Source organism: Phaeacidiphilus oryzae TH49 (assembly GCF_000744815.1).
GTDB classification, from domain to species: Bacteria; Actinomycetota; Actinomycetes; order Streptomycetales; family Streptomycetaceae; genus Phaeacidiphilus; species Phaeacidiphilus oryzae.
Genome location: NZ_JQMQ01000005.1, coordinates 6099137 through 6118052, shown reverse-complemented (window position 1 = coordinate 6118052; position 18916 = coordinate 6099137). Strand labels below are relative to the sequence as shown.

Annotated in this window: 15 protein-coding genes; 4 read left to right on the top strand and 11 right to left on the bottom strand. The window is 74.3% G+C overall.

The window, feature by feature from the left end; all coding sequences use genetic code 11:
* Nucleotides 1-225: 225 nt before the first annotated feature.
* From BS73_RS30900 to BS73_RS30875, 6 genes are all read right to left on the bottom strand, one after another.
* Complete coding sequence (locus BS73_RS30900; protein WP_152617782.1) at nt 226-789, bottom strand: MarR family transcriptional regulator; 564 nt, start codon at nt 787-789, stop codon at nt 226-228.
* 125 nt (nt 790-914) lie between these two features.
* Nucleotides 915-2375, bottom strand: a complete 1461-nt coding sequence (locus BS73_RS30895; protein ID WP_037577694.1) for a sodium:solute symporter family protein — start codon at nt 2373-2375, stop codon at nt 915-917.
* Nucleotides 2372-2683 carry a hypothetical protein gene (locus BS73_RS38995; protein ID WP_063837100.1) on the bottom strand — a complete coding sequence of 104 codons (312 nt, stop codon included), beginning with the start codon at nt 2681-2683 and terminating at the stop codon, nt 2372-2374. The genes BS73_RS30895 and BS73_RS38995 overlap by 4 nt, the downstream gene beginning before the upstream one ends.
* Entirely contained in the window at nt 2676-3938 is a 1263-nt protein-coding gene (locus tag BS73_RS30885; RefSeq protein WP_037577693.1) for a M20 metallopeptidase family protein, read from the bottom strand. Before BS73_RS30885 ends, BS73_RS38995 begins: the two co-directional genes overlap by 8 nt.
* Before the next feature lie 116 nt (nt 3939-4054).
* Entirely contained in the window at nt 4055-4705 is a 651-nt protein-coding gene (locus BS73_RS30880; protein ID WP_037577692.1) for a hypothetical protein, read from the bottom strand.
* On the bottom strand, nt 4702-6210 hold the full coding sequence (locus tag BS73_RS30875; protein WP_152617781.1) for an alkaline phosphatase family protein: 1509 nt from the start codon (nt 6208-6210) through the stop codon (nt 4702-4704). Before BS73_RS30875 ends, BS73_RS30880 begins: the two co-directional genes overlap by 4 nt.
* A 146-nt stretch (nt 6211-6356) precedes the next feature.
* Here BS73_RS30875 and BS73_RS30870 point away from each other — a divergent pair, with 146 nt between their 5' ends.
* Nucleotides 6357-7148, top strand: a complete 792-nt coding sequence (locus BS73_RS30870; protein WP_037577691.1) for a GNAT family N-acetyltransferase — start codon at nt 6357-6359, stop codon at nt 7146-7148.
* A gap of 782 nt (nt 7149-7930) precedes the next feature.
* Here the strand turns inward: BS73_RS30870 and BS73_RS30865 are convergent.
* The 4 genes from BS73_RS30865 to BS73_RS30850 all read right to left on the bottom strand — a co-directional run bounded on the left by BS73_RS30865 (nt 7931) and on the right by BS73_RS30850 (nt 12818).
* The gene (locus BS73_RS30865; RefSeq protein WP_051941181.1) at nt 7931-9544 is read right to left on the bottom strand and encodes a class I adenylate-forming enzyme family protein; all 1614 of its coding nucleotides are present in this window, start codon (nt 9542-9544) and stop codon (nt 7931-7933) included.
* A complete protein-coding gene (locus BS73_RS30860; protein ID WP_037577690.1) occupies nt 9541-10539 on the bottom strand; it encodes a phosphotriesterase family protein in 999 nt (332 codons plus the stop codon). The genes BS73_RS30865 and BS73_RS30860 overlap by 4 nt, the downstream gene beginning before the upstream one ends.
* A gap of 195 nt (nt 10540-10734) precedes the next feature.
* Nucleotides 10735-11985: a beta-ketoacyl-[acyl-carrier-protein] synthase family protein gene (locus tag BS73_RS30855; protein ID WP_235215589.1), complete on the bottom strand. Its 1251-nt coding sequence runs from the start codon at nt 11983-11985 to the stop codon at nt 10735-10737.
* Nucleotides 11986-12155: 170 nt separating this feature from the next.
* Nucleotides 12156-12818, bottom strand: a complete 663-nt coding sequence (locus BS73_RS30850; RefSeq protein WP_200886741.1) for a YigZ family protein — start codon at nt 12816-12818, stop codon at nt 12156-12158.
* 142 nt (nt 12819-12960) lie between these two features.
* Here BS73_RS30850 and BS73_RS35295 point away from each other — a divergent pair, with 142 nt between their 5' ends.
* Nucleotides 12961-13683: a hypothetical protein gene (locus BS73_RS35295; protein ID WP_051941180.1), complete on the top strand. Its 723-nt coding sequence runs from the start codon at nt 12961-12963 to the stop codon at nt 13681-13683.
* A 162-nt stretch (nt 13684-13845) separates the two neighbouring features.
* On the opposite strand, the gene BS73_RS30840 is transcribed toward BS73_RS35295, so the two are convergent.
* Entirely contained in the window at nt 13846-15339 is a 1494-nt protein-coding gene (locus tag BS73_RS30840; protein ID WP_037577689.1) for an FAD-dependent monooxygenase, read from the bottom strand.
* A 106-nt stretch (nt 15340-15445) separates the two neighbouring features.
* Here BS73_RS30840 and BS73_RS30835 point away from each other — a divergent pair, with 106 nt between their 5' ends.
* Nucleotides 15446-16222 (top strand): TetR/AcrR family transcriptional regulator, encoded by a 777-nt coding sequence (locus tag BS73_RS30835; RefSeq protein WP_084704485.1) that lies wholly within the window; start codon nt 15446-15448, stop codon nt 16220-16222.
* Between the two features lie 137 nt (nt 16223-16359).
* Nucleotides 16360-18894 (top strand): FHA domain-containing protein, encoded by a 2535-nt coding sequence (locus BS73_RS30830; RefSeq protein ID WP_037577688.1) that lies wholly within the window; start codon nt 16360-16362, stop codon nt 18892-18894.
* The last annotated feature ends 22 nt before the right edge of the window (nt 18895-18916 follow it).

Sequence of the window (18916 nt, the reverse complement as noted above, 5' to 3'; positions counted from 1 at the left end):
CGGCAGCTGAGGGCGCTGCGGTGGCGGAGCAACCGCTGAACGATCAGCAGCATTGCTACAGGTCTGGGTGGGCAGGCGACCGTCTCCGGTCCGGGTCTCGGCGAGGAGGTCGGCACCGGCGGCGGCCGGCGGTGTGTCACGGCGGGGGGTCACGATCGTTCCGTCCTGGGGAAGCGCGCTCGGCGCTCTTCGGGGTCTAGCTCGGTGTTCTGCGGGCCTACGGGCTCATCCGTCCGCGGCTGGGTCCTCGGCCGTTCCCGCGGCCGGGGCCGCGGCCGCGGCACGGGCCGCCGGGTCCGGCGCCTCGGCCAGCCGGTCCAGCAGGCGGCCGGCCAGCAGCAGCAGGTCGCGCTCGACGTCGGTGAGGTTCGCGGCCATCGTCCGGGCCAGCCAGGCGTCCCGGCGCTCGCGGTCCTGGAGGATCAACTCGCGTCCGCGCCGGGTGATGTGCAGCAGCGTCTGCCGGCCGTCGGCCGGGTCCGGGCTGCGCTCGACCAGGCCGAGGTCGACCAGCCGGCCGACCGTCCTGGTCATCGACTGCGGGGTGACCCGTTCGAAGCCGGCCAGCTCGCTGGTGGTGACGGCGCCGTCGCGCTCCAGGCGGCCGAGCACGGAGAGCATGCCGAGGCTCAGCTCGCCCCGCTCCCGCTCCCCGCGCAGCCGGCGGGCCAGCCGCATCACGCTGTTCCGCAGCTCGGCGGCGTCCGGGTCGACCCGCCGGGCGGGCGCCTCGGGGGCCGGGGGCCGGCGGCGGGACAGGGGGCTGGTGGGGGTCTCCGCAGCGGACATGTCTTCAGCATAGCTGAGCACTCCGACGAGGCCGGGGCGGGACCCGGCCCCCGCCCGGCGTCCCGCCCCGGCCTGTCGCGGCCTGTCCCGCCGCGCCCCAGCGCCGCAGGGCGGGCCTCCGCCCGTCAGTTCGCCGGCACCGCCGACCGCTCGGCGCCGGTCTTCTCGCCGGCCGTCTCGGCCGGCACCGGCCGCCGCCGCACCAGCAGCTGGACGGCCGCGGCCACCACCAGGTTGGCGCCCAGGCCGACGATCCCGGCGTTGACGTTGCCCACGTCCACCTTCCAGAAGGTGAGCCAGACCACCACGGCCACGCCGGCCACGATCCCGGCGATCACCGAGGCCTTGTGCAGCAGCGGCCGCTCCCGCAGTCCGGCGACCAGGCCGGGCGCGACCTGGACGATCCCGCTGTAGGTGAGGAGCAGCAGATTGGCCAGCGCGCCCGGCCGCACCAGCTGGAGCACCAGCGCGAGCCCGAGCACCACCAGCACCGTGACATGGTTCACCAGCATCTGCGCCCGCGGCCGCCGGATCCGGACGATGTTCCGCGCCACCGCGGTCGACATCCCGAGGGACATCACCGCGGCCGGCACCATCGCCGCCGCCGAGCCGCCCACCGCGATCACGCCGACCAGCCACTGCGGCAGCGCCTTCCCGGTGAGGGTGAGCAGCGCCGCGTTCCCGTCCGTGCCCTTGGCCAGCACCAGGATCGCGACGAAGCCGACGACCAGCGGCATGATCAGGGCGATCTGGTAGAGCGGGCCGAAGACCCAGTTGCGGCGCAGCCCACGCTCGTCGCCCGCGCTCAGCAGCCCCGGCCAGACGAACGGGAAGCAGAGGAAGCCGGCGCCGATGGTGCTGGACAGCATGCTGCTGAACCACCAGGCCCGGTCGTGGTCGCCGGCCTGGAGGCTGAGCATCTCCGGGTGGCGGGCGGCGATCTCGTGGAAGGCGTGGCCGATGCCGCCGGTGAAGTGCAGCGGCAGGGCGACGGCCACCACGACCACCGCGACCAGCATGATCGCGTCCTTGAAGTACGAGGTGGTGGCGGCCCCGCGGATGCCGGCCCAGAGGACGAAGGCGGCGGTGAGGACGGTGCCGATCACCATCCCCCAGGTGCCGGAGGTCCCGTTGTGGGTGACCAGCAGGACGATCTCGCCCAGCCCGGTGATCTGCAGCTGGAGGTACGGCAGCATGAAGACCACGCCGACCACGGCCACCAGGGTGCTGAGCCCCTTGGAGTCGTAGCGCTGCTCGAAGTAGTCGCCCTGGGTCACGTACCGGTGCCGGCGGCCGAGCCGCCAGACCCGCGGGCCGATGAAGTAGAGGGCGATGGTGCCCAGCGGGATGTAGGGGATGGCGTAGGTCGCGGCGACGCCGTTGGTGAAGGCGAGGCCTGCCATGCCGAGGAAGGTGAAGGTGGTGAAGGTCTCCCCGGCCTGGAGGAACCACATCGTCAGCGAGCCGAACCTGCGCCCGCCCGTCGCCCAGCCGGAGAGGTCCCCGTCCGGCTTGCGCCGGCCCAGGAAGCCGATGGCGGCGATCACCACCATGCCGACCAGCGTCACCGTCAGGACTGTGCTCATGCGCCGGCCTCCTCGGCTCCGTTCGGTCCGGCCGGGCCGCCCAGGCCGCCAGGCCCGCTCCGGCCGCCCCGGCCGGCGTCCGGCTCGGCGCGCTCGGCGTCCAGATGCCGGGTGCGCCCCCACTCGACCGCGGCCAGCGCCGGGACGATCAGGAACACCCAGATCGACGGCCACACCATCATCGACGGCAACCCCAGCCACAGCTTCGCCGTATCGACGAACGGCAGCCACGGGGTCGCCAGCAGTGCCACCGCCGGTATCGCCGGCAGCAGCAGAAGGGCGTCCCGGCCCCTGCTCCGCTCAGCCATCTGCGCACACCTCCTCGGTCTCTCTCTGATCGGCCGTCAGCCCCAGTCTGCGGACGGCGAGTTCGGCCAGCAGTGCGGCGCCGTCCGCCAGCACCGCGTCGTCGAAGACGGCGTACGGCGAGTGGTTGTCGGCCGTCCGCTCCGGGTCGGCGCCCTCGGGGACGGCGCCGAGCATGGCGAAACTGCCGGGCACCGCCGCCAGCACCCGGGAGAAGTCCTCGGAGGCGGACACCGGGTGCGGCAGGTCGACATACCGCTCCTCGCCCAGTACCTCGCGCGCGGTGTCGGCGAGGAACGCGGCCTGTGCGCCGTCGTTGACGGTGACCGGGTACTCGGCGTGGTAGTCGATGTCGGCCTCCACCCCGTGGGCGGAGGCGATCCCGCGCAGCAGCGCGACCGCGCCGTCCTTCATCCGTGCCCGGGCCGCCGCCGAGTAGCTGCGGACGGTGCACTCCAGCACGGCGGTGTCCGGGATGATGTTGCGCCGGGTGCCGGCCCGCAGCACCCCCACGCTGAGGACCACCGGGTCGAAGATGTCGTGCTGCCGGGTCACCAGCGTCTGCAGCGCGGTGACCATCTCGGCGGCGACCGGCACCGGATCCTTGGCCCGGTGCGGCTTCGAGCCGTGGCCGCCGCTGCCGCGCACCGTGACGGTCAGCGCGTCCGAGGCGGAGAGGATCGGCCCGGGACGGCAGCCGACCACCCCGCGGGGCAGCCCCGCCGCGGTGACATGCAGCCCGTAGCCGGCCGCGACCCGCGGACCGGCGGCGTCCAGCACCCCCTCGTCGATCATGCGCCCGGCGCCGTCCCAACCCTCCTCGCCCGGCTGGAACATGAGGACCACGTCGCCCGGCAGGCTCTCCCGCCGGGCGGAGAGCAGCCGGGCGGCGCCGACCAGCATGGCGGTGTGGAGGTCGTGGCCGCAGGCGTGCATCGTGTCTCCGGTGCCGGAGGCGTACGCGGCGCCGGTGGCCTCGGTGACCGGCAGCGCGTCCATGTCGCCGCGCAGCAGCACGGCGAGCGGCTCGGCCACCGGGGCCCCCGCGCCCGCGTTCCGGGCGCCGCCCCGGAGGACGGCGGTGACCGAGCTCAGCCCCTGCCCGGTGGTGATGTCCAGCGGCAGGCCGTCCAGCGCGGCCAGCACCCGGTCCTGGGTGCGCGGTAGTTCGAGCCCGACTTCCGGATGTCGGTGCAGCTCATGGCGGAGCTGGACCAGTTCCGGCGCCAGTGCGCCGGCGTCTTCGCGGATGGTCATGCGCAGGCAGCATGCTGCAGGTTGGACCTCCGCACAAGAGCGCGGAACCCTCGAATCCATTTGGAAACGAACAAATCACCGGCGGGCAACGCGCGGCCTGCCGCCGATCCCCTCCTTCAGTCCAACTCCACCTCGAAGTCCCAGGTGACCACGGTGAGTCGGGCCCTGGTCCAGGTGAGGGTGGTGTGACCGGAGTCGAAGGTTCCGGCGAGGGTGACGGCGGCACCGCAGGACGGGCCGACGGTGTGCACCGGCACCCTCCTGCCGAGCTCGTCGTGGAAGGCGAACTCCCCCGCGCAGACCCGGAGTCCGGGCCCGGTGGTGCGCACGGTGACCCGGCCGGCCCGGCGGTCCATGCTGCTCCCGGCGGCGAACTCGGGCCCCAGCGCGGTGATGGTGCCGCCCAGCGCGCCCAGTACGACGTGCACCCGGACGCCCATCGCCACCAGTTGGGCGCGGCCCGGCGAGGCGGTGGGCTGGAGCGGGGTGGCCGGCGCGGTCGGGATCGGCACCCGGCCCAGCTCGCGCTCGGTACGGGCGGCACCCGCGGCCCCCGCGGCACCGGCCGGGGAGCGGGGTGCCCCCGCCGGGCCGGGGGCGCTGGCGGAGCATCCGGTGGCGAGGAGCGCCAGCCCGGCCAGCGCGGCCAGCCCGGCGGCGGCCAGCGCGCGGGGCCGCGAGCGGGCCCGCGGCCGGACTCGCGACCGGGCCCCCGCCCGGGCCCTCGGCTGCGGCCGGGCGCGGGCGGGTATCGGGCCTCGGCTCACCGCGCCGAGCCCTTCCGCAGGCTCTCGGTCGCCGCCTGCGGCCCGGTGAACGCCGGCCGTACGACGGCCGGTTGGTCCTGCGGCAGGGTCTGGACCGCGCGGTACACGCCTCGGCTGCCCATCGCCGCCGGCGGCATCGCACGGCCGCCCGGGTTGTTGTAGACGTCCGGCCCGAACGGGCGCAGCCCGTCCATCCCGGCGTAGCCGAGGTGCCCCCGTCCGTCCGTGCCGCCGCTGGTGATCCCGTACAGGTCCTCCATCGAGCGCAGCCAGGAGTAGTGGTTGTACGGCTGGTCGCTGATGGTGCCGGGCTTGATGAAGCGGGAGATCAGCAGCGATCCGGTGATCCCGCCGCCGGGGGTGGTGTCCTGGCCGAAGGCCTGGTCGCCGGGTTGCGGGGTGTTCGGCCCGGGGAGCTCGTTGCAGCAGGCGACGATCGACTGCGAGGTGTCCGTCGGCACGTTCAGCGCCGGGTCGGAGTTGCCGGTGTAGTCCGCGATCGAGTTGCCGTAGAGCTTGTACGGCGGGAACGCCTCGTCGAAGGTGATGTCGATCATCCCGTCGTCCTGGAACGCGGGCGAGGCCATGATCTCCGGGACGACCTTCTGCAGGAACAGGTCGGCGGCGTAGAGGCCGCCCTGGTGGTCGTTCGGGTCGCCGGAGAGGTTGTCGCCCTTGCAGGTCGCGTCGTGGGCGTCCGAGCAGTTGTCCGGGGTGATCCAGGAGAAGGCGGGCGTGGTCGCCTCGCTCCTCAGGTCCTGCGCGAGGCCGCTGACCGCCGGGTGGCCGGCGGTCGCCGGGAGGCCGTCCAGCGGGGCCACGTCGGCGCAGTCCCGCGGGTTGTCGGTGACGGCGTGGAACCAGGCCGCCGGGTTGTGCTTGGGGACGTACTGGTCGGTGGCGGTCGCCGAACCGGGGTCGGGGACGCCGGAGCCGGAGGGGTCGCCGGGGATCCCGCAGTGGTACGGGTCCTCCCGGCCGGCGTCCTTGCCCATGTCCTGCTCGTACTCCTTCCAGCTGAGGCGCTTGGCGTCCAGCTGGTTGTAGAGCGTCTTGACGTAGGACGGGTAGACGCAGCCGGAGCTCGCGTTGACCTGGCCGTCCTCGGCGGGGGTGCCCGGCTTGGTGTCCACGTATGTCGGGCAGTCCTGCTGGGTGTCCGGGGTCGGCGCCTGGCCCGCTATCAGGGAGAGGTAGTTGTCCTCGCTGTAGTGGCCGGTGCCGTAGTACTGGCGCAGCAGCTCGCCGTAGCGCGGGAGGGTCTTCCACAGATAGCTGTTCTGGTTGAGACCGGTGAAGGCGGCCTCGTACGACTTGTTCTCCAGGATGATCAGCCAGACGTGCTTGATCCTCGGCGGATGGAACGCGGGCTGCGCCGCGGGCGCCTCCGCGCTGGCCGGCGCGCTGCCGGCCGTCGCGCCGAGCGCGGACGCCAGGAGGGCGGCGGTGCCGAGGGCGCCGGCCCAGGCGTACCTCCTCCTGGTCTTCCGGGTCATCTGTGTCATGAGCACATGGTGGTACGGAAGCTGACGATGCGACAGATGGCGCACAGGTGTCGCCGATCCGACGCCCAGGTGTCCTGCGGGTGTCCGCGCACCCGGCGCGCCGGCGCGGGGGAAAACCGCTTGCGCCGCTGCTTAGGCTCACAGCCATGACGACCACCTCCGAACTCCTCGCCGCCTACGACGCCCAGCTGCGCGGCGGTCCCGATCCGCTGCCGGCCGGCGTCCGCGAGGAGCGGGACGGGCCGCTGCTGCGGGTCACCGGGCTCTTCCGCGGCTTCCTCACCGCGCCGGCCGACCTCGGCGGGGTGCGGGGCGCGGAGCTGGACGCGCTGATCGCCCGGCAGTGCGCGTACTTCACCGAGCGCGGCGAGAGCGCCGAGTGGAAGATCCGCGGCCACGACCAGCCGGCCGACCTGCCGGAGCGGCTGCGCGCGGCGGGCTTCGTGCCGGAGGAGCCGGAGACGGTGCTGGTCGCCGAGACGGCCGAGCAGGCGGCGCGGGACGTGCCGGAGCCGGCGGGGGTGACGATCCGTCAGGTCACCGACCGGGAGGGGACGGAGCGGGTCGCGGCGATGGAGAGCGAGGTCTGGGGCATGGACATGTCCTGGATGGCCGACGACCTCTACGGCCGCCTGACCGCGGGGCCCGACCTCTTCACCGTCCTCGCCGCGGAGGACGACGCGACGGGGCGGACGGTGTCCGCGGCGTGGCTGGCCGTGAAGCCGAAGACGGACTTCGCCGGGCTCTGGGGCGGCTCGACGCTGGCCGCGTGGCGCGGGCGCGGCATCTACCGCGCGCTGGTCGCTCACCGGGCGCGCCGCTGCCCCACCCGCTACCTGCAGGTGGACGCCTCGGCCGACAGCGCCCCTATCCTCACCCGCTTGGGCTTCCAGCCGATCACTACGACCACTCCGTACGTCTTCACTCCGGGGAGCTAGCGGCTCGCGGGGGCGGGGGGCGCGGGCGCGGCTGCGGCGGCGAAGCGGGTGCAACGCAAGGGCGGTTGCCGAGTGCGGCGCCGTGGTGAGCTGACCGCGCAGTTCCCCGCGCCCCTTGAGCGCGGCTGCGCCGCTGCGGCGGCTAAGCGGGTGCAACCCGAGGGTTCGTCGCCGAGTGCGGCGCCGTGGTGGGTTGGCCGCGCAGTTCCCCGCGCCCCTCAGGCGCGGCTGCGCCGCTGCGGCGGCTAAGCGGGTGCGACCCGAGGGTTCGTCGCCGAGTGCGGCATCGTCGTGGGTTGGCCGCGCAGTTCCCCGCGCCCCTTGAGCGCGCGGCGGCGCCGCTGCGGCGGCGACGCGGGTGCAAGCCGAGGGTTCGTCGCCGCGTGCGGCATCGCCGTGGGCGGCCGCGCAGTTTCCCGCGCCTCTGGAGCGTGCGGCTACGCTGCGGCGATCAAGTGGGAGTTGGGGGATTGCTCCGGGTGGGGAGGGGGCGGTGTGTCGGTTGTCGGTGGTGGCGGGGGGGACTGCGGGGCGTCGGCCACCTGGGACTGCAACTCGCGTAGCAATCCTGCGAGTTGGCGGGTCAGTGGGTCGTTGTACTGCGGCTGCGCCGTCATGAAGCCCCCCGTTGAGAAACCGTGCTGAATTGCCGCGAGCCGGACCCAGCTCCCGCTGATCGGTCGGCTCGCGAGACAGCAAGGATAACCCGCACACCCATGCGACCGCGGGAGACACTCGCACAGCCGTCCATTTCCGCTTGCGCGGCTCGCGGAATAGCGGGCCTACTTACCCGTCGAGACCCAGTCCAGCTCCCCGGATTCGCGCAACGGTCGCTTAAGGATCTTGCCGCCCGGATTCCGCGGCAGCGGTTCCTCCCGAATCGCCACATACTCCGGCAGCTTGAAGTCCGCGATCAGCCCGCGCAGATGCGCCAGCACCGCCGGGACGTCAACTTCCGCCCCCGGCAGGGGAACCAGCACCGCGCCGACCTTCTCCCCCATCACCTCGTCCGGCACCCCCACGACCGCCGCCTCCTGCACCCCCGGCGCACCGGCCAGCGCGTTCTCCACCTCCACGCAGTAGACGTTCTCGCCACCCCGGTTGATCATGTCCTTCGCCCGGTCCACGATCCGCACCAGTCCCCGCTCGTCCACCCGCGCCAGGTCCCCCGTACGCAGCCAGCCGCCCGGCAGGAACGCCGCCTCCGTGGCCTCCGGCTTGTTCCAGTAGCCGGCCACCACATTGGGTCCGCGTACCAGCAACTCCCCCACCCCGTCCGGCCCCGCGTCCACCACCCGCAGCTCGCACACCGGCGCCGCGAAGCCCACCGAGTCGGCGTGGTCGGCGAATTCATGGGGGAGGAAGGTGGCGACACTGGAGGTCTCGGTCAATCCGAATCCGTTGCCCACCCGGGCGGCCGGAAAGGCCTTCCGTATCCGTCCCACGAGTTCCGGCGCGATCGGCGCCCCGCCGTAACTGATCTTCGTGACCGAGGAGACGTCCGTCCGCGCGAACTCCGGCCGGTTCAGCGCCAGCCAGTAGATCGCCGGAACGGAGGTGACCAGATTGATCCGTTCCTCCTCGATCGCCCGGAGAAACGCCTTCACCTCGAACCGCGGCATGATCACGGTGGTGCCGCCGATGTGCGCGAGAAAGAGCAACTGGCTGTTGCAGCCGGTGACATGGAACAGCGGCACGGAGACCAGCGTCCGCAGCCCCGGCTGCCGGCTCTCCCCGGCTCCGCCGCCGTAGTCCATCACCCGGCGGCAGGTCTCGCAGTTGGAGAGGAAGTTCTCGTGGGTGGTCACCGCGCCCTTGGGAAAGCCGGTGGTGCCGCTGGTGTAGAAGATCGCCGCCGGATCGGCGGGGCCCAGCCCCTCCTCCCGGTACGGCGGCCCGTCCGGCAGCGCGACGCCCCCGGCGCCTTCCGCGCCCCTCGCGCCCTCCGCCACGACGTACGCCGCCCCGCTGTCCTCCACCACGTAGCGCGCCTCGTCCTCGCTGAAGCGCATGTTCACCGGGACCGCGAGCGCGCCGGCGAGCTGCACGCCCCAGAAGGCCAGCACCCACGGGATGCCGTTGCCCAGCCGGATCGCCACCCGGTCGCCGCGCCGGATCCCCTCCGCCCGCAGCCCGCCGGCGACCCGCTGCGCCCGGTCCCAGAGCTGACGGTAGGTCAGCGCCACCCGCTCACCGCCCACTTCGGGGTCCGGGTCGGGCAGTTCGACCACCGCCTCCTGATCCGGCCGTTCCGCCACCTGCGCGGCCAGCATCGCGACCAGGCTCTCCGGCAGTCCGCTGTAGTGCAGCACCTCGTCGTCACCCCGTCGCACGCCGCTGGTGTCGAAGATCGACGTACTCCCCGCTCCGCCCGCTCCGCCCGCGCCGCCGCTCATGCGCCCTCACCGCCGAAGTACCGCCGGGGGTTGTCCACCATCATCGTCCGGATGGCGTCCTCGCCGAGCCCGCGCTCGCGCAGCGCCGGCAGCACGTCGTCGCTGATGTGGTTGAAGTGCCAGTTGGGCGCGAACCGCTGGAGCGCCTCCGCGCGCTCCTCCGGCCGGCCGAAGTAGTCGATGAAGCAGGCGGCGTCGTGCGACAGCACCATGCGGTCGGCGTAGCCCCGCTCGGCGAGGGCGAGGATGGTACTGATCCGGTCCTCGGTGCCGTTGTAGCCGTCCAGGCCGAACCGGTCCATGCCCAGCAGCACGCCCCGGTCGGCGAGTTCGGTGAGGTACCCCAGGTCGTTGCTGTCCCCCGCGTGGCCGATCACCACCTTGGTCAGGTCGACGCCCTCCTTGGCGAAGAAGTCCGCGGCCAGCCGGCCCGTCTCGCGGCGGGCGTTGGTGTGGACGGTGATCGGCGCTCCGGTCTCCCGGTGGGCGTGGGCCACCGCGCGGGCGATCCGCTCCACCCCCGGGACCAGGCCGTCCGCCTCCACCACGCACTTGAGGAAGGCGGCGCGGACGCCGGTGTCGCCGATCCCCCGGGTGAGGTCCCGGACGAAGTCCTCGGCCATCGGGTCGACGTCGCTGTCGATCAGCAGCCCGGGGCCGCGGTTGGCGTACTGGTGCGGGAGTTCGTGGAAGCTGTAGAGCCCGGTGGCGGCGATGACGTTCAGCCCGTCCACCTGCTCGGCGACGCGCCGCACCCGCGGGATGTAGCGGCCGAGCCCCCACACCGTGGGGTCCACGAGGGTGCGGATCCCCCTGTCCCGCACGGCCTTCAGCTGCCGTACGGCGTCCGCGACGCGCTCCTCCTCGTCCCACCAGTCGCCGGCGCCGTAGTTCTGCACATGCTCGGTGGAGAGCACGAAGACGTGCTCATGCATCAGCGTCGGCCCCAACTCGGCGGTGTCGACCGGGCCTCGAACGGTCTCCACAGTGCTCATCGGCTCTCGACTCCCCTGCGCGCGCCATGGTGCGTCCGGGATGATCACGTCCAGCGCTTCGAGTCTGATTCCGCCGCCGACAGGGGGTCAATACTCCTGCAGCCACCCGCCGGGCGCCCGGGCGTGCCCAACGAGCAATGCGAGCAACGCGACAAGGGGCACGGGAAACCGCGCGACCGGCCCGCCACGACCCGGTCAGTCCACCCGGCGGAACGCCAGCGACACGTTGTGGCCGCCGAAGCCGAAGGAGTTGGCCAGTGCCGCGCCGAAGCCCCGCTCCCGAGCCGCGCCGGTGACCAGATCCAGCTTCACCGCCGGATCGACCTCGCGCAGGTTCAGGATCGCCGGCGCCACCCCGTCCCGCAGCCCGTACACCGTCGCCAGCGCCGTCAACGCGCCGGAGGCGCCCAGCAGATGGCCGGTGTTGGACTTGATCGCACTCACCGCGGGATGCAGCCCGACCGCCTCCGCGATGGCGTCCGCCTCCTCCACGTCGCCCTGCGGAGTCGCCGTCGCGTGGGCGTGCACCAGCCCGATGTCCTCCGGCCGCAGCCCCCCGTCCTCCATCGCCATCCGCATCGCCCGGGCCTGCCCGTCCACGTCGGAAGCGGTGATGTGGACGGCGTTGGAGGTGATCCCCGAGCCGGCCAGCTCCGCGTACGCCCGCGCGCCGCGCTCCCGCGCCCTGTCGCCGCGCTCCAGCACCAGGGCCACCGCGCCCTCGCCCAGCACGAAGCCGTCCCGCCCGGCGTCGAACGGCCGGGACGCGCCCGCCGGGTCGTCGTTCCGCTTGGAGAGCGCGGTGAGCTGCGCGAACGCCGCGATCGGCAGCGGCTGCACGGACGCCTCGGTGCCGCCGGCGACGACGACGTCCGCCCGCCCCAGCCGGATCAGGTCGTGGGCCAGCGCCAGCGCCTCGGCCCCCGAGGAGCAGGCGCTCACCGTGGTCCGCGCCCCGCCCTTCGCGCCGAGGTCGATGGAGACCCAGGCGGCCGGGCCGTTGGCCATCATCATGGTGACTGTGTGCGGGGAGACCCGGCGCGGACCGCGCTCCTCCAGCACGTCGTCCTGGCCGAGCAGCGAGGTGACGCCGCCGGTCCCGGTGCCGATGACCACCGCCAGCCGCTCGGGCGCGACCTCCGGCCGCCCCGCGTCCTGCCAGGCCTCGCGGGCCGAGATCAGGGCGATCTGCTCGCTGCGGTCGAGGCGCCGGGCCTCCACCCGCTCCAGCACCTCGGTGGGCTCCTGGCGCAGCCGGGCGGCGATCCGCACGGGCAGCTGCTCGGCCCAGTCCTCCTCCAGCGCGACCACCCCGGACTCGCCGGTCAGCAGCCCCTGCCAGGTCGACGGCGCGTCGGCACCGAGGGGGGTGGTGGCGCCCACCCCGGTGACGACGACATCGCAGTCCTGGATGCCCCGACCGATCTGGCGCTGTGTGCTCTCCACGATGGCTCGTCCCCTTCGAATCAGCCGTACTGCCGCAGCTTTCACTGCCAGGCCCACTCTGCCAGCGGGATCGCCCGCTTCAGGACAACCGCTCCGATCGATTCATCCACCGAGTTTTGTTGGATAGTCACAACGCGTCCCGCTATTCGGATGGCCGGGGCGCAGCCGGACTAGCCCCGCCGGGGCGTCCCCAGCGGCACGTCCACCCGTACCGTGCCGATCCGCTCGGCGGCCGCGGCGCCGCCGGTGGCCTCGGCCAGCCAGGCTTCGAAGGCGGCCGTCTCCGGCTCCGGGACGCCGACCTCGAAGCGCGCCCCGGACGCCCCGTAGGAGACGTCCCGGACCTCCCGGCCGACCGCCCGCAGCTCGTTCTCCAGCCGCCCCGCCCTGGTGTGGTCGACCTCCACCGCGAGGAGCGCGACCGGCCGCCGCTCGACCACCCCCACCGCGTCCAGCGCCTCGGAGACCGCCCCGCCGTACGCCCGCACCAGGCCGCCGGCGCCGAGCAGCACCCCGCCGAAGTAGCGGGTGACCACCGCGACCGTGTCGGTGAGGCCGCGCCGGCGCAGCACCTCCAGCATCGGCGCGCCCGCCGTCCCGGCCGGCTCGCCGTCGTCGTTGGACCGCTCCCTCGGCGGCGCCTCGCCCACCACGAAGGCGGTGCAGTTGTGCCGGGCGTCCCAGAACTCCTTGCGCACCCGGGCGATGAACTCCTGGGCCGCGGCCTCGTCGGCGACCCGCGCCAGCGAGCAGATGAAGCGCGAGCGCTTCACCTCGGTCTCGTGCCGTCCGGGCCCGGCGACGGTCAGCACCGGCGGTTGCTCCTGCTCCATGCCCACGACCCTATGCGCAGCCTGCCGCCGCGGCCTCCGGCCCCTCCGGGCCCCTCTCCGGCCCCTCTCGGCGGAGTGCGGGCGCCGGGCGGGGGCAGACGAGCGGAGAGCGGCAAGCAGACGCGACGACGAAGGAGGAGCCATGGTGCTGGGACGCCCCCATCACCTGATCCGCAGCGACGTGGAGGACGTGCGGTTCCGCCCGCTGGACCGGTGGCAGGCGGACGACCACCGCGACGCCCTGGCGGACCTCTTCGTGGAGTGCTGCCCGCGTACCCCGGGGCAGGAGTTCGCCCACCGCGAGGAGTTCATCGACCGGCTGACCGCGGACGTCCGCCGGGAGGGCTTCGCGATGCAGGTCGCCGAGACCGCGAACCTGGGCCAGCCGGCCCGCCTGGTCGGCTGCGTCTACGGCTATCCGCTGGGCCGGGACGGCTCCTGGTGGCCGCCGATGGACGACGGCCTGCCGCCGGAGGTGGAGCAACTCACCGCGGCAGGGCAGGTGTTCGGCATCGTGCAGTTCCTGGTGCACCCCCGGTTCCAGCGGCACGGGGTGGCCGAGCACCTCCACGACCAACTCCTCACCGGCACCCGTCGGGGTGCGATGGCGGCGATCGTGGTCGACGAGGCGGACCGCCCGCTGCTGGACGCCTGCCGCGCCTGGGGCTGGCAGGACATCGGCCGCACCCCCGCCCCCGGCGAGACCGGCGAGGCGGCGGCGGGAGAGGTGGCAGGCGCCGGCGCGGTGGCGGCGGACGCCGAGGAGCGCACCGGCCGCGCCCTGGTCCGGCCCGTGGAACAGACCCCGGGCCGGCCCGCCTCCCCCCTCCCCACCAGCCGGATCAACCACGAGCCCGCCCGCTGACGAGCCGCCCCGGGCGAGACGGGCGCCCCCCGCCCGGCGGGACGGGGGGCGCGCCGGACGGGGACGGGCCGGACGGGGACGGGCCGGACGGGCGCGCCGGGCGCGCCGGGCGAGGCACGCCGGCCACCGCCGGGCGGGCACTCCGCTCGTGCCGTGCCGGGTTCAGGAAGCCGCCCCCGCGCGGGCCAGTGCCTCCCGCAGGCCGGCCGGGGTGGTTCCCGACCAGGCGGCGTAGCCGTCCGGGCGGACCAGGAGGCCGGCGGGCAGGCTGCCCGCCGGGGCGGTGACGCGGAGGAGGTCGCCGGGCTTCCCGGCCGCCGCCGCGATCGACGGGTCCGCCGTCACCAGGACGAAGCGGCCGCCGCGCAGCGCCTCGTAGAGGCGCGGCCGGTCCCCGCTCAGCCGCAGGTCCGGGATCCGCCGCCCGACCAGGGACTTGCGGTCGGCGGAGCCGCCGTAGGCGAAGGACACGCCGCTGACCCGCAGCGCCCCGCGCCGGGTCGGCAGCACACCGCCGACGGTGCGCAGCAGCCCGCCGACCGCCAGCCGCCGGCCGGCGCCCAGCACCCCGCCGTGCGACACCCCGAGCGCCAGCCGGACGATCGCTCCCGAGGTGCGCAGCACCGCCTTGCCGACCGGCCACCGCTCCTTCTGGTACGAGTCGAGGAGTTCCTCCGCCGCCTCCCCGCGGACCCGTCCGCTCAGCACGGCCGCCAGCTTCCAGCCGAGGTTGGCGGCGTCCTGCAGCCCGGTGTTCATCCCCATCCCGCCCGCCGGGGAGTGGACGTGGGCGGCGTCGCCCGCCAGCAGGACCCGGCCCGCCCGGTACTGCGGGGCCTGCCGCTCGTCGGAGTGGAAGCGGCCGGTCCAGCGCGCGTCGGCCATCCCGAAGTCGGTGCCGAGCACCGACCGCATGATCTGGCGGAGCTCCTCGGGGTCGGCCGGTTCGTCCTCGGAGACCTGCCGGGCCGGATCGGAGTTCCAGGCGATCACCCGGTGGTAGCCGTCGCCGAACGGCACGGTGAAGGCCAGCCCGTGCCGGTTGGCGTTGACGGTGAGCACCTCCTTCGGCGCGTCCGCGAACCGCACGTCGCCGAGGATCACCGACTTCAGGACCGTGTCGCCGGGGAACGGCATCCCGATCAGCCGCCGTACGGTGCTCCGCACCCCGTCGGTGCCGACGACGTACGCCGCGCGGTAGGTCTCCGCCGATCCGCCGCCCTCGCCCCCGCCCGCGGTCTCCAGGGTCACCCCGTCCGCGTCCTGACGGAGCGTCACCACCTCGGCACCGCGGACGATCCGGGCCCCCGCCGCCAGCGCCCGCCGCTCGAGCAGCCGCTCCACCTGGTACTGCGGGGTGATCAGCACGAACGGGAAGCGGGTCGGCAGCTTCTCCATCGACACCCGCAGGGCGCCCAGCAGTTGGAGGTCGCGCACCTGGCGGCCGGTGGCGATCAGCTCGTCGGCGAGCCCGCGGGCGTCCAGCTCCTCCATGGTGCGGGCGTGCACCGCGAAGGCCCGGGTGAGGTTGTCGTCCGAGGCCGGGCGGCGCTCCAGCAGGACGACCTCCACGCCCGCCTCGGCGAGGTCCCCGGCGAGGAGCAGCCCGGTGGGCCCGGCTCCGACGATGACTGTCCGCGTGTCCGTGCTGCTCATGACGCGACCCCCTGATGTGGTCCGCTGCGATGGTCAACGGGTGTTGACTTCACGGTAGTCCGCCGCTCGCGGTCAAGTCAACGACCGTTGGCCTACAATCGTTGACATGCCGCCCGCCGACCCCCGCCCCGCGCACCGGCCCACCGAGCCCGGGAGGTCCGCCGAGCCCCGGGAACCCGCCGAGCCCCGGGAACCCGCCGAGCCCCGGGAACCCGCCGAACCCGGGAAACCCGCCGGGTCCCGGGAGCCCGCCGAGCCCCGGAAGCCCGCCAGGACCGCCCGCCGCTCGGACGCCACCCGGGCTGCGATCCTCGCCGCGGCCCGGGTCCGCTTCGGTGCCGACGGCTACGAGCGGGCCACCATCCGCTCCATCGCCGCGGACGCCGGGATCGACCCGGCGATGGTGATCCGGTACTACGGCAGCAAGGCCGGCCTCTTCGGCGCCGCCGTCGCCCTCGACCTGCGCCTGCCCGACCCGGCCGCGATCCAGGAGGAGAGCGCCGGCCACGTCCTCGCGGCGCACTTCCTCGGCCTGTGGGAGGGCGAGAGCGGCGAGGCGCTGGCCGCCCTGCTGCGCGCGGCGGCCACCAACGAGGAGGTCGCGGAGCAGGCCCGGCGGATCGTCAGCGGCCAACTCACCCCATGGATCTCGCAGTTGGTCGCGGACCCGGCGGAGGCACCGGCGCGCACCACCCTGATCGCCTCCCAGCTGCTGGGCCTCGCGCTGACCAGGCTGCTGATCCGGATGCCCCCGATGGTCGCCCTCAGCCGGGCCCAACTCGTCGGCTGGGCGGGACCGGTGATCCAGCGTTACCTGCGGGCCCCCGTTCCGGACCCGGTCACCCACCCCGGCGGACCGACGGCCCCGCCCTCCCCCCTCTGACGTAGCCGCACCACACACCCTCCCCCGGCCGCTGCCCCGCGCCCCGGGCATCGGTCAACCTGTGGCGAGGGCCGGCACGCCGGGCAGCGCCCCCGGGGGCCGGCGAGGCGCAGCAGGCAGCAGGGGGAGGCTCGTCGATGATCGTCGACACCCAGGCGGGGCCGCACACACTGGTCCCCGGCCGCACCCACTCCGTCGGCCGCGACCCCGCGTCCGACATCGTGCTCAGCGACTCGCGCGTCTCCTGGCAGCACGCGCGGATCGAACCCGATCCGGCCGGCGGCCCGGGCGCCGACGCCTGGGTCCTCACCGATCTGTCCAGCACCAACGGCACCTTCGTCGCCCGCCGCCCGGTGCACCGCGTCCCCGTGCCGCCAGGGTCGGTGGTCCGGCTCGGCTCCGGCGTCGACGGCCCGCGCCTCCGCTTCCGTACCGGGGCCGCGGCGGGCGCCGAGGCCCCGGCGGGCGCCGGTTCGCCGCCCACCGTCGCCGTCGGACCCCCCGGGCCCGACCACGACCTGGACCACGACCTCGACGCCGCGTCGGAGCCCGGCCTGCCGGCCCCCGACCTGGTCGGCGCCCGCGGCCCCAGCATGGTCCTGGACCTCGGCCAGGCCGCCCCCGTGCTGCGGATCGGCCGCGCCCCGGACAACGACCTGGTGGTCGCCGACCTGATCGCCTCCCGCCACCACGCCGAGCTCCGCCGCACCCCCGAGGGCGGCTACGAGATCGCCGACCTGGACAGCCACAACGGCACCTACGTCAACGGCGCCCGGATCCAGCGCAGGACCCCGATCGGCCCGGCCGACACGGTCGGCATCGCCCACTCCTCCTTCCGCCTGGTCGGCGACCGCCTGGAGGAGTTCGTCGACACCGGCGAGGTCACCTTCACCGCCCGGGCCCTCACCGTCCGGGTCGGCAAGGGTGAGCGGCAGAAGGTGCTGCTGGACCGGGTGAGCCTGGCCATGCCCGAGAAGTCGCTGGTCGCCGTGGTCGGCCCGTCCGGCTCCGGGAAGTCCACCCTGCTCCGCGCCCTCACCGGCTACCGCCCCGCCGACTCCGGCGAGGTCCGCTACGACGGCCGCGACCTGTACGCCGACTACGCCGAGCTCCGCCAGCGGATCGGGCTCGTCCCCCAGGACGACATCCTCCACGCCCCGTTGACGGTCCGCCGGGCGTTGCTCTTCGCCGCCCGGCTGCGCTTCCCCGGCGACACCGACGAGGCCGAGCGGGAGCGCCGGGTCGACGAGGTGCTCGCCGGCCTCGCCCTCACCGAGCGGGCCGGCAACCGGATCACCGCACTCTCCGGCGGCCAGCGCAAGCGGGTGTCGGTCGCCCTGGAGCTGCTCACCAAGCCGTCCCTGATCTTCCTCGACGAGCCCACCTCGGGTCTCGACCCGGGGCTGGACCGCCAGGTGATGACGATGCTCCGCGGCCTGGCCGACGAGGGCCGGACGGTCGCGGTGGTCACCCACTCGGTCGCCAACCTCCACCTCTGCGACCGGGTGCTGGTGCTCGCCCCGGGCGGGCGGACCGCCTACTTCGGACCGCCGGAGGAGGCCCTGCGCTTCTTCGGCCGGCCCGACTGGGCGGACGTCTTCCAGGACTTCGACGCCTTCCCCGACCTGGACTGGGCCGAACGCTACCGCGGCTCGATCCACTACCAGATGTTCGCCGCCGACATCGAGGCGCAGACCCCGTCCCCGCCGCGGTCCGGCGGGCCGGGCGGCGCCTCCGGCGGGCCCGGCCGGTCCGCCGGAGCGGCGCCCGCGCGGGTCGCCGCGCATCCGCCCAAACCGCAGAGCTGGCCCGCCCAGACCGCGACCCTCACCCGCCGGTACTGCGCGGTGATCGCCGCTGACCGCGGCTACGTCGGGCTGCTGGTCGCCCTGCCGCTGATCATGGGCCTGCTGGCGCTGGCCGTGCCGGCGGCCACCGGCTTCGGGCCGGCCTCGCAGGCCGGTGTCGCGCCGGGCTGCGCGCCCAACCGGAACACCGACGCCGTCTCGGTGCTGCTGGTCCTCGCCATCGGCGCCTGCCTGACCGGGACGGCGAACGCCGTCCGGGAGCTGGTCAAGGAGCGGGTGATCTACGAGCGGGAGCGGGCCACCGGGCTCTCCCGCTCGGCGTATCTCACCTCGAAGGTGCTGGTGCTGGGCGTGGTGACGGCGCTTCAGGGCCTGCTCCTCGCGGTGATCGGGCTCTTCGGGCGGCGGATGCCCGCCCACGGGCTGCGCGTCCAGCCGGCGGAGGCCGAGCTGGTGCTCGCGGTGGTGGTGCTGGCGGTGGTCTCGATGCTGATCGGCCTGGTGATCTCCTCGGTGGTGGCGACCGCGGAGAAGACCATGCCGCTGCTGGTGCTGGTGACGGTCTGCCAGGTGGTCTTCACCGGAACGGTCTTCCCGGTCTTCAACCAGGTGGGGCTGGCCCAGCTGGCCTGGCTCTCGCCGTCCCGGTGGGCGGTGGCCGCCCAGGCCGCCACCATCGACCTGCGGCGGATCGGGCCGCCGGTCGACCCCGCGCATCCGTCGTCCGTCGACCCGCTCTGGGCGCACACGGCGGGCCAGTGGACGGCGGACGCCGCCGTCCTCCTCGTACTGGGCCTGGGCTTCGCCCTGCTGACGTCCCGTCTGCTGCGCCGGCACGAGCCCGCCGTGATGCGCCGCCGCTGAGCCCCGGAACTGACAACCATTT

Bases quoted from the DNA above. Each gene is read 5' to 3' on its own strand.
- BS73_RS30900 (WP_152617782.1), bottom strand. From the start codon at position 789: ATGTCCGCTGCGGAGACCCCCACCAGCCCCCTGTCCCGCCGCCGGCCC.
- BS73_RS30895 (WP_037577694.1), bottom strand. From the start codon at position 2,375: ATGAGCACAGTCCTGACGGTGACGCTGGTCGGCATGGTGGTGATCGCC.
- BS73_RS38995 (WP_063837100.1), bottom strand. From the start codon at position 2,683: ATGGCTGAGCGGAGCAGGGGCCGGGACGCCCTTCTGCTGCTGCCGGCG.
- BS73_RS30885 (WP_037577693.1), bottom strand. From the start codon at position 3,938: ATGACCATCCGCGAAGACGCCGGCGCACTGGCGCCGGAACTGGTCCAG.
- BS73_RS30875 (WP_152617781.1), bottom strand. From the start codon at position 6,210: ATGACACAGATGACCCGGAAGACCAGGAGGAGGTACGCCTGGGCCGGC.
- BS73_RS30870 (WP_037577691.1), top strand. From the start codon at position 6,357: ATGACGACCACCTCCGAACTCCTCGCCGCCTACGACGCCCAGCTGCGC.
- BS73_RS30865 (WP_051941181.1), bottom strand. From the start codon at position 9,544: ATGAGCGGCGGCGCGGGCGGAGCGGGCGGAGCGGGGAGTACGTCGATC.
- BS73_RS30860 (WP_037577690.1), bottom strand. From the start codon at position 10,539: ATGAGCACTGTGGAGACCGTTCGAGGCCCGGTCGACACCGCCGAGTTG.
- BS73_RS30850 (WP_200886741.1), bottom strand. From the start codon at position 12,818: ATGGAGCAGGAGCAACCGCCGGTGCTGACCGTCGCCGGGCCCGGACGG.
- BS73_RS35295 (WP_051941180.1), top strand. From the start codon at position 12,961: ATGGTGCTGGGACGCCCCCATCACCTGATCCGCAGCGACGTGGAGGAC.
- BS73_RS30840 (WP_037577689.1), bottom strand. From the start codon at position 15,339: ATGAGCAGCACGGACACGCGGACAGTCATCGTCGGAGCCGGGCCCACC.
- BS73_RS30835 (WP_084704485.1), top strand. From the start codon at position 15,446: ATGCCGCCCGCCGACCCCCGCCCCGCGCACCGGCCCACCGAGCCCGGG.
- BS73_RS30830 (WP_037577688.1), top strand. From the start codon at position 16,360: ATGATCGTCGACACCCAGGCGGGGCCGCACACACTGGTCCCCGGCCGC.